The organism is Bradyrhizobium sp. (genome assembly GCF_016462955.1).
Classification (GTDB): domain Bacteria; phylum Pseudomonadota; class Alphaproteobacteria; order Rhizobiales; family Xanthobacteraceae; genus Bradyrhizobium.
Genome location: NZ_JAEMSD010000410.1, coordinates 1 through 6,274, shown reverse-complemented (window position 1 = coordinate 6,274; position 6,274 = coordinate 1). Strand labels below are relative to the sequence as shown.

5 protein-coding genes and 1 pseudogene are annotated in these 6,274 nt (G+C 64.1%); 3 read left to right on the top strand and 3 right to left on the bottom strand.

The window, feature by feature from the left end:
- On the top strand, window positions 1-108 hold a 108-nt coding region (locus tag JHD07_RS29990; RefSeq protein ID WP_291628722.1), incomplete at its 5' end, for a hypothetical protein.
- A gap of 197 nt (window positions 109-305) precedes the next feature.
- Here the strand turns inward: JHD07_RS29990 and JHD07_RS29985 are convergent.
- The 3 genes from JHD07_RS29985 to JHD07_RS29975 all read right to left on the bottom strand — a co-directional run bounded on the left by JHD07_RS29985 (window position 306) and on the right by JHD07_RS29975 (window position 4,287).
- Window positions 306-716: an SRPBCC family protein gene (locus JHD07_RS29985; RefSeq protein WP_291628720.1), complete on the bottom strand. Its 411-nt coding sequence runs from the start codon at window positions 714-716 to the stop codon at window positions 306-308.
- Between the two features lie 164 nt (window positions 717-880).
- Window positions 881-2,173, bottom strand: coding sequence for a serine hydrolase (locus JHD07_RS29980; RefSeq protein WP_291628718.1), 1,293 nt, complete (start codon window positions 2,171-2,173; stop codon window positions 881-883).
- Window positions 2,174-2,490: 317 nt separating this feature from the next.
- Window positions 2,491-4,287: an alkaline phosphatase D family protein gene (locus tag JHD07_RS29975; protein WP_291628716.1), complete on the bottom strand. Its 1,797-nt coding sequence runs from the start codon at window positions 4,285-4,287 to the stop codon at window positions 2,491-2,493.
- A 166-nt stretch (window positions 4,288-4,453) separates the two neighbouring features.
- Here JHD07_RS29975 and JHD07_RS29970 point away from each other — a divergent pair, with 166 nt between their 5' ends.
- Together JHD07_RS29970 and JHD07_RS29965 are read left to right on the top strand one after the other, a co-directional pair.
- On the top strand, window positions 4,454-5,674 hold the full coding sequence (locus JHD07_RS29970) for an MFS transporter (RefSeq protein WP_291628714.1): 1,221 nt from the start codon (window positions 4,454-4,456) through the stop codon (window positions 5,672-5,674).
- Between the two features lie 321 nt (window positions 5,675-5,995).
- Window positions 5,996-6,274, top strand: a pseudogene (locus tag JHD07_RS29965) (methyl-accepting chemotaxis protein); the annotation flags it as partial.

Sequence of the window (6,274 nt, the reverse complement as noted above, 5' to 3'; positions counted from 1 at the left end):
CGCAAGCTTCTGGAGAAGCAGAAGGAAGGCAAGAAGAAGATGCGGCAGTTCGGCAAGGTCGACATTCCGCAGGAAGCCTTCATCGCCGCGCTGAAGGTGGACAGCTGAGGCGGGCTGGGGACCGGCCGGCCCGGCTGCCGAGGCCGGCAAATCAAAAGCGCGAAAACAACCCCATGCACAGTAGCCGCCCCGTTGGCGACACTGCGCTTTTCCGCTTTTGCGAAATCGAGTTGCTGCGTCGGGCAAAACAGGGGTATGGTGGCATCATCGCAGGGTGTGACGGGTGTCCGTCGGCACCCGATCGATCACACCTTCTTCGCCTCGACGTATCGCGCAAAGCTGTCGAGGATCGCCTGCCAGCCGGCCTGCTGCTGTTCGACCGAGTGCGTGGTTTCGGCGTCGAAGACGACACGGACGACAACGCCCTTCGCGCCCGGCACGAACTCGACTTCGGCCCTCCGGTCGCCGAACGCGTATTCGATCCGCTTGTGCTCGACGATCTTGGTGTAGGTGCCGGCGAAGTCGAAGCCCATGCTGCCGTCCTTGGCTTCCATCCGCGACGAGAATGCGCCGCCTTCGCGCAGGTCGACGGTCGCCCTGGTCGTATGCCAGTCGTCGGACGCCGCATTCCACTTCACGATGTCGGCAGGCGTCGTATAGGCCTGCCAGACCCGATCGATCGGGGCAGCTACGCTGGTTTCGACTGATATCCTCATGGGCATGCTCCAGTTCTATTCTTGCAGCCGGGATGCGGCATCACGTCCCTGTGTGCCGAGCCGTCCGCTGCACCTTTCGTGATTTGTAGACCAAGGACGATCGAACCCCGTCGGCGCCGACATGGTCATCGCGAATATTTGCGGCTCAAGACCCGATCAGGTCGTCACTGCCCGAGTTGTTGAAGCACGGCGGACCACAGTGCGAGCGGCTCCCGGAGCGCGCCCGGCTCGGTCGGCTTTTTCCGAACGGCCGTGTGCACCATGACGAGCTTGGTGGCTGGATCGACCAGGATGAACTGGCCGCGGATGCCGAGCAGGGCAAATCGGCGCTGCTCGCCCGGGAGGAGCCACACCTGATAGCCGTAGCCGAAATAGGGCGTGGCCACGCGCGGCGCCAGATGGTGATCCTCCGGCCTGACGGTCGTGGCATCCAGCAGCCACTGCCGCGGGATCAGCTGCCGCCCCTCCCAGGCGCCGTCATGGGCGAGCAACCGGGCGAGGCGCGCATAATCGCGCAAGGTGGCGTTGAAGCAGCAGAACGCAATCTCTTGCCCGCTGCCGTCGATCGCCCACGAAGCATCCGCCTCGGTGCCGATGGGCTCCCAGATGCGGTCGTGGAGATAGTCGGCGACCGGCGTGCCCGTGGCGGCGCGCAGGACGAGGCCGAGGATCTCGGTCTCGACGCTTGCATAGTGCCATTTCGTCCCGGGCGGTGCGGTCCGGTTGTTGAACTGCGCGACGACCGCCGCGGGGTCTTTCGGCTCACCCGAGAACAGTGGCCGCGCGAGCCGCGCGATGTCGTCCTTGCCGTCATAGACTTCCGAGAATTCGACGCCCGACGACATGTTCAGCAAGGCGCGGATGGACGTGTTGCCATATTCCGTTCCTGCAAGGCCGGGCACGTAGATCGAGACGAGGTCGTCGATCGACTTGATCCGTCCCTCCGAGACCGCGATCCCGACCAGCATGGCCACCAGCGTCTTGGCCATGGATTGCGAGACGAAGCGGTGACGATCGGTCCGCGCATATTGATAGTGCTCGTAGAGGATGGTGTCGTCCCTGGCGATCAGGAGTCCCGTCGCCGGGTTGCGCGCGAGGTAGTCCGCGAGACTCAGCTTTTCGGTACCGAAACTGTACGTGATCGACGGCTCCGGCGCGCGCTTGAACTGCCACGGCGCCGTTGCGCGACGAACCGTGCGCGAGGGGTTGATGTCGTCGAAATGGCTGTAGCTCCCGACGAGCATGTCGAGCTGAGGGGGCACGCCCCGCTTGCCAACCGGGTAGCCCTCGGCCGCGCCGTAGAGTTCGGCATCGGGACCGCTATCCGAAAAGACCGGCCCCGGCTCGCCGCGGACGTCCTGTGCGCAGGCCAAAGGCGCCGAAAACGCGGAGGCGAGAATGACGGTCAACAACAACCGGCGGCACACGCGTAGCCTGCACAAGGCTCTCGATTTCATGGCGCTTGCCTCCTCGCACCTTCGTGAGTCTGCGCGCTGATGAGACCAACATCGCGGGCCGGTGACGAGCGGCATGCTATCATCACGAGCAGGCGGTGTCAGCAATCGGGCTCGAACCGCCAAATCCCCTCACCACCGAGCTGTTGCTGTCGCGCGTAGGATGGGTTGAGCCCTTGCGAAACCCATCGATCTAGCGGACGGACCGCAGGTCCCGCCGTTCTTGCCCGATCTGATTTTGCTGGAATGAAGCATGATGGGCTTCGCTTCGCTCTACCTATCCTACGAGCTACGAGCTTTTTCGAAAGTGGCATCCGGCGTCAGTCCCAGGGCGCGAGCTCGAGCGTGTTGACCAGATCCTTCTTCGCATTGTGCGGACCGATGCGAACCGGCTTGCCGTCGCGATCGAAGACGCGCACCGTCAGGGTGCTGCTCGCCTTGTCGAGATCGAGCCGCGTGAAATTGTCGTCCTGGGTATAGCCGAACGATTCGTAATGCATGACGGCATCCGTTCCATCGACCGGGAATGGATCGCTCTGGTCGGGGTCGCGCGAGTCGTGCACGTAGCTGTTGGGGTCGCCATCGGCGAACGGAAACGGCCAGTAGAACGCCGACGAGGTGACCGAGAAGGCCTTGAGTCCTTTGCCGTCCTTGCCGTCGAAATCGATCGTCGCCGTATTGGCGCAGTGAATGTCGCCGGCGAGAAACACCACGTTCTGGATCCTGTTCTGGACGATGTGCTGCAACAGAGCCAGCCGCGTCGCGGGGAACGCCGGCCAACTGTCGCTGTCGTCCCGGCGCTTGGCATTCCAGTACTCGCCGAAAAGCATGTTGGAGGGCGTCTTCTTCCTGTTGCCGCCTGATGTGCCGAACAGCCCCTGAACGGGTGCGATGCGTTCGCTCATGTCGTTCGGAACGAACACGCTGGCGGTGACGATGAACTTGGGAACGTCGCCGCGCCGCTGTTGTTGCTGCGAAAGCCAGTCGAGCAGCCGCTTCAATTGTCCGGGGTGATCGGGATCGATGTTCGGGCGGCCCAGCAGGTGGTTGTCACGCAGGCCCGAGACTTCGTCCTTGAACCGCTGCGTTCGGGTATCGAGCACGAAGGTCGGATAGCCGCCGCATTCGAAGGTGTAATAGAACAATTGCCCGAACGTGCGCGGGCTGTGGCTCCATTGATAGCTCTGATAGGCGCCGATCGCGATGTTGAAGAGCTGGTGCTTGCCATCTTCGGCGATCCGGTCCTGGGTCCAATTGTCCTCGATCTCGTGATCGTCGAGGATCATGAAGGTCGTCGCGCTGCGCAACAGCTTGCGGAGATTCGGGCCGGCATAGGCCGTCATGTACCGCTCCTGGAATTCCGCGAAAGTATCGGCGCGGCCGATGGGGAACAGGCGGTGGAGCATGTCGGCGTAGATCTGGTCGCCGCACATGATGGTGTAGCGCGCCGGCTCGCCGAGCGAGCTGTCGGTGAAATGCGCGTGCATCGGTCCGAAAATGTGATCCGCCTCCTTGATCTTCCAGAGCAGGCCGGGATACCGGCAGGAGCCGAGCAGAAAGGACATCCGGCCTTCCGTGATGTCCTTCACGACCGGGAAGGTCCGAAACCGGGCCTCGCACTCGTTCGGATCGAGGCTCAGCAGCTCGTGCTTGATATTGTCGATGTCCGGAAGCCGCTTGACCAGCTCCCAGTCCGGCAGGCTCGCGGCGTTGGGCATGGGATCATCGATCGTCAGCGTGGCACAGCGCACCGTGTACGCGGTGTCAGGAGCGAGCTGAATCGGAATGGCCTGGGGCGGGAGTGGATCCGGAAACGTCTTGATCACGTCCCTGGCGATCTGATCGCGATAATCGGCGGGGTAGTAGCCGAGTTGAACATGTTCGCCGAGCAGGAACGTGCCGGTGCGGTCATATTCTCGCTGCAGCCGGAAGTACCAGGCTTCCTTGACCTGCTTCCTGTCCGCGCTGAGCAGCCCGATCACGCCGACGGTGCGTCGATCCGCATCGAGGTCGACGCCTCTGTCCGCGGGATCACCCGCGCGAATCCAGATGCGGCAGGTATGATCGGTGGTCGCTCCGACGAGCGGCCCCAGACCCGGTGGACGCAAGCTTGCCATCACCCCCCTCCCCGTTTCCTGCCGGGCATACTACGACGTATGAGTCGTTCTTGCAATTTGAGGTAGACCGGGTGCCGGCGCATCGCAGCCTGCTTGCCCTCCGCCGCCCGATGGGCCACCATCCTCCCGCGCACCACCAACAAGACAAAGAGCGCCGAGGAAACGCATGAGCAAACCGTCGAGCTTCGACTACGGCTGGGTCGTGGTCGCCGCAGGCGCGCTGATGACCTGTGTCGGGTTCGGCACGATGTTGTCGCTGGCGGTGTTCCTGCAGCCCATCTCGGAAGCGATGGGCTGGTCGCGCGCCGGGGTGTCGGCGGCGGCTACGCTGGATTTCCTCTGCATGGGATTTGCCGCATTCCTGTGGGGCGCGCTGTCGGACCGCTTCGGCACCCGCATCGTGGTGCTCGCGGGGAGCCTGCTGCTGGGGCTCGGTCTCGTCACCGCGAGCCAGGCCACGCAGCTGTGGCAGTTCCAGCTGTGCTTCGGCGTCCTGATCGGCATCGCCGCCGGCAGCTTCTACGCGCCGATGATGGCTCTCGCGAGCGCATGGATCGAGAAGAACCGCAGCCTTGCGGTGGCATTGGTCTCCGCCGGCATGGGCGTCTCGCCGGTGACGGTGGCGCCGACCGCAAGCTGGCTGATCACGGCCTATGACTGGCGCACCGCGATGCTGGTGATCGGGATCGCCGCCTGGGCGCTTCTGATCCCCGCCTGCTTCCTGGTGCGTCCGGCGCCGATCGCGACAGGTCCCGCAACGCCGGACACAGCGCCGGGAGGCGACCTCACGGCGGCGCAGGCGCTGCGCACGCCGCAATTCGTCGCGCTCGCCGCGGCGCATTTCGCCTGCTGCGCCGCGCATTCCGGCCCGATTTTCCACATGGTGTCCTATGCGATGGTCTGCGGCATCGCCCCGCTCACGGCGGTGACGGTCTACAGCGTGGCCGGCGTCTCGGGCCTCGGCGGCCGCCTGCTGCTGGGCGCGGCTGCCGATCGAATCGGTGCCAAGCCCGTGCTGGTCGGCGGGCTGCTCGTGCAGGCGATGTGCATCGCGACCTATCTCGCAGTGGCGCAACTCGGCGAGTTCTACGCGCTCTCGGTGGTGTTCGGCCTCGCCTATGGCGGGGTGATGCCGCTGTATGCGGTGCTGGTCCGCGAATTCTTCGGCGCGCGCATCATGGGCACCGTGTTCGGCGCGGTGTCGGCCTTCGCCAGCCTCGGCATGGCGCTCGGGCCCTGGGCCGGCGGGCTGGTGTTCGACAGCTTCCAGCAATACACATGGCTGCACGTCGGTTCGTTCGCGATCGGGCTTGCAGCGGTCGCGGTGGCGCTGAGCTTTCCGACTAAGCGCCGGCCAGCGCTCGATCTCGGCCGCGCCGCGGCCTGACACGATGGATTCGATGGGAGTCGTTTCCTGCCCATTCTCACGAGCTAGCCAGCGCTCCCATCCCAATCTTAGGTTGCGACGTGCCACTTACGAGTCGGATCAAGCCTTATAATCCGCGACGTGCACTCGACACCTGCAGGAACGACCGCGCGTTGCCTTTGCCACCGCGAACCACAGGGCTCCATGCGCCGGTTGCATTGAGTCATGCAAAATCGATGGCAGCATCTCCGTGAAAACACGGAGGCCGTCCGCCCTCATTGTTAAGCAATTTCTGAAAGCATTCCCACAAAAGCAAAATTTGGAAATACCCGGGAATTCTTCATGTTCAAGATCAAGTCGATTGCCGTCCGCCTGATCCTCGCCATCGCACTCACGGTGGGGGTGGCCTGCGCGATCCTCTCCGGCTTCTCGATCACCCAGCAGCGGGCGCTGGCGCGGATGGCGCTCGATCAGCAGCTCAAGCTGCAATATGAGAGCGTGATCGCGGCGATCGACTATGAAGGGCGCTCGGCACTGGCCGTCTCCGCGGTGATCGCGGCGCTGCCGCCGGTCGGCGATGCGATAGCGAAGGGCGACCGGGACAGCTTGGCCGCACTGCTC